This is a genomic window from Streptococcus sp. 477, from assembly GCF_013277295.1.
In the GTDB taxonomy this organism is placed as follows: domain Bacteria; phylum Bacillota; class Bacilli; order Lactobacillales; family Streptococcaceae; genus Streptococcus; species Streptococcus pseudopneumoniae.
Genome location: NZ_VMMQ01000029.1, coordinates 1 through 3,172, shown reverse-complemented (window position 1 = coordinate 3,172; position 3,172 = coordinate 1). Strand labels below are relative to the sequence as shown.

3 protein-coding genes are annotated in these 3,172 nt (G+C 39.4%); 1 reads left to right on the top strand and 2 read right to left on the bottom strand.

From position 1 onward, the window contains the following. Both HT691_RS04575 and HT691_RS04570 read right to left on the bottom strand, forming a co-directional pair. A partial coding sequence (locus HT691_RS04575; protein ID WP_172925272.1) for a cell wall-binding protein occupies positions 1–2,441 on the bottom strand: 2,441 nt, incomplete at its 3' end. Between the two features lie 25 nt (positions 2,442–2,466). After that, positions 2,467–2,661, bottom strand: a complete 195-nt coding sequence (locus HT691_RS04570; RefSeq protein ID WP_166737015.1) for a hypothetical protein — start codon at positions 2,659–2,661, stop codon at positions 2,467–2,469. Positions 2,662–2,892: 231 nt separating this feature from the next. On the opposite strand from HT691_RS04570, the gene HT691_RS04565 reads away from it, so the two are divergent. After that, a partial coding sequence (locus HT691_RS04565) for a helix-turn-helix domain-containing protein (RefSeq protein ID WP_172925271.1) occupies positions 2,893–3,172 on the top strand: 280 nt, incomplete at its 3' end.

Here is a 3,172-nt window from a genome sequence, read left to right as displayed (position 1 = left end):
GCTGGTTCTTCTGGAGCTGATTCCTGATCAGCTTTTTCTGCTTTTTCAAGCTCTTCAACTTTTGCTTTTGCTTTTTCAGCCTCAGCTTTAGCCTTCTCTAGTTCAGCTTCAGCAGCTGTTTGAGCTTGGTCAGCTTCAGCTTTTGAATTTTCAGCTTCTCTTGCTTCTTTATTTTCTTTTTCAGCCTTAGCAGTCGCATCGTCAGCTGTTTTCTTCGATTCTGCTGCTTTTTGCTCTAACTCCGCAATTCTAGGATCTGCTTCTTCTTGGGGTTGAGCTGGAGTTTCTTCTTCCGATTTAGCTGGTTCTTTAGCTTTTGCTTCTTTTACTTCTTCAAGGGTCTTGTTGAAATCATCAACACGAGAATTAATATCTTCTGCGTAAGATCCGACAAGGGCATCCGCCTGGTTAAATTCAGCTTCTGCTACTGCACGAGCTGCTTCCGCTTCTTTGAGTTTTCTTTTTTGTTCCTCAAGAGCTTTAGCTTTTTGCTCAAGGTCGGCTTTGGCTTTATTAGCTTGCTTGGTTAGAGAGTCAATTTCATCCCCCAATTGATCCGCCTTGTCTTGCAGTTTTTCTGACTCTGGACGTTTAGAATCCTCAACTTTGGCTTTTTCAATTTGAGTTTTTATATCTTCCGGAAGATTGCTCTCATTATAGAACTTATTGCTATTTTCAGAGTTAGGTTTAGCATCCTCTGTTGGTAATTCATTCACAACATCACTGGCCTTGATAACACCACTTTCAATTGCGTCTAGTAAATCTTCCTTACCGATTGCCGCTTTGGCTGCTTGAATAGCTGCTGCTTTGTCCTTAATCTTATCATCTGCATTAATCTTAGCTTCGGCATCCTTTTCAAGCTCTGTCAAGGCTGCTTCAAGATCAGCTTTGGCTTTATCTTCTTTTTTCTGATCTGAGGTCTTAACTTTTTCTATCTTCTCAAGAGTCTCTTTGAGTTTATCAACACGAGAGTCAATCGCATCCTTATAAGCTTCCAGAACTCCATATTTCTCCTCAAGATCAGCTTTGGCTTGATTATAATCTTCTGAATCCTTTTGTTTATTTTCAAGTTCTTTAGCTTTTTTCTCAAAGTCAGCTTTAAGTTTATTAGCTTCCTCGGTTAGAGAGTCAATCTCATCTCCCAATTGATCCGCCTTATCTTGCAGTTTTTCTGACTCTGGACGTGCCTTCTCTGCAGCTTCGGCTTTCTCAACTTCCATCATTTTATCTGAAGGAAGCGATTTTTTCTCATAAACCACGTTTGTGCTGTCAGGTGTAGTTTTAGCATCTTCTGTTGGTAATTCTTTCACAACATCCTCTAGTGAAATATCCCCATTTTCAATTGCTTTTAGTAAATATTCCTTACCGATTTTCTCTTTTGCTTCTTTGATAGCTGCTGCTTTGTCCTTAATCTTATCATCTGCATTAATCTTAGCTTCTTCAGCCTCCTCTAATTGAGTAAATGCATCAATAAGTTCTTCTTTAAGCAAAGTGTTTGGTTCCTTAGCTTTTGCTTCCTTTACCTTTTTCAGAGTTTCATTGAAGTCGTCAACACGAGTATCAATATCTTCTTTATAAGACTCAGCCAGTGCTAAAGCCTTTTCAAATTCAGCTTGTGCCGCTTCATGAGCTGTTTTCGCTTCTTCTAGTTTTTTCTGTTCTTCTACCAGAGTTGCAGCTTTTTTCTCAGCTTCGGCTTTAGCCTTATTAGCTTGCTTGGTTAGAGAGTCAATTTCATCCCCCAATTGATCCGCCTTGTCTTGCAGTTTTTCTGATTGTGGACGTTTGGCATCAGCCTCCTCGGCTTTTTTGATTTTAGCTTTTATCTCTTCAGGAAGAGAAGAATCTTTGCTAGTAATAACTCGTTCTTCATCTTCCTTTGTTGGCAATTCCTTTACAACATCACTGGCCTTGATTTGACCATTTTCAATTGCTTTTAGTAAATCTTCTTTACCGATTCTCTCTTTTGCTTTTTTAATAGCTGCTGCTTTGTCCTTAATCTCATCGTTAGCATTAATTTTATCTTCGGCAGCCTTTTCAAGTTCTGTCAACGCCTTCATCACTGCTTCTTTAGCTTCAGCTTCTTCCTTTTTAGCAGCAGCTAGCTCAGCATCAGCAGCCTGTTTAGCTTTTTCAGCTTTTGCTTTTGCCTCATCTGCAACTTTAGCCTCATCTGCTTCAGATTTCGCTTTCTTAGCAGCTTCTTCAGCTTTGGCTTTCGCTTCCTCTACTTTTTTCTGTAGTTCAGCAACTTTAGCTTCAGCTTCTTTTCTAGCTGCTTCCGCTTTTTCAAGATCCTTTTTAGATTTTTCGGATGCTTTGCTAGTGTTAGTAGTATTTGATTCATCAGCTTTTACAGCCAATTGCTGAACGCTAGTAAGACTAGCCCCTAAAACTACCGCACTGGCTAGGCTAGCAAAAATCATCTTTTTCTTCCCCATTTAGGTCACCTCTTTATTATTATTTTTAATCACCTGAATCACCTGAATCACCTGAATCACCTGAATCACCTGAATCACCTGAATCACCTGAATCACCTGAATCACCATCATTATACTCTTCTACAACATATATGTCAAGTATTTTCCCAATGTTTACCCAATATTTATCTAAAATTATGATTCGGATAACTCCTGAAAGTTCTATAATGAAGTTAGCCACCCAGCCCTCCTAAAAATTAGATGGTTCAACTAGCTGATAGCTAGTACTCGATTTCATTTGATAAGAGGCTTGGAGCTGTTAAGCTGGAAAGCCAAGGCTAAGATTAGCCTTGGTTTAGCTGACAAAACTGCTTCAAGGGTTCCTCTTGTCAAATGAAAGCTCTTCTAGGCATAAGAAAACACCTCTGTGTTATACTTGTTGTTCAATCACAAACACAAGAAAGGCACAGAGATGCAAAACCATTATACTACAAAAGCCAAACATTTGACAATCGATAGCCGTCGCTTAATCGAACGATGGAAAAAGGAAGGGAGATCAAATAGAGAAATCGCCTCTTTACTTGGAAAAGCTCCTCAAACCATTCACAATGAAATCAAACGTGGGACAGTCCGACAATGTCTTGGAAAAGGGCGCTTTAAAGAGGTTTATTCTGCCGACTATGCTCAACAGTCTTATGAAAATAATCGCAAGCGCTCGGTCAAGAAATCAAGCTTGACCAAGGAACTAAAGG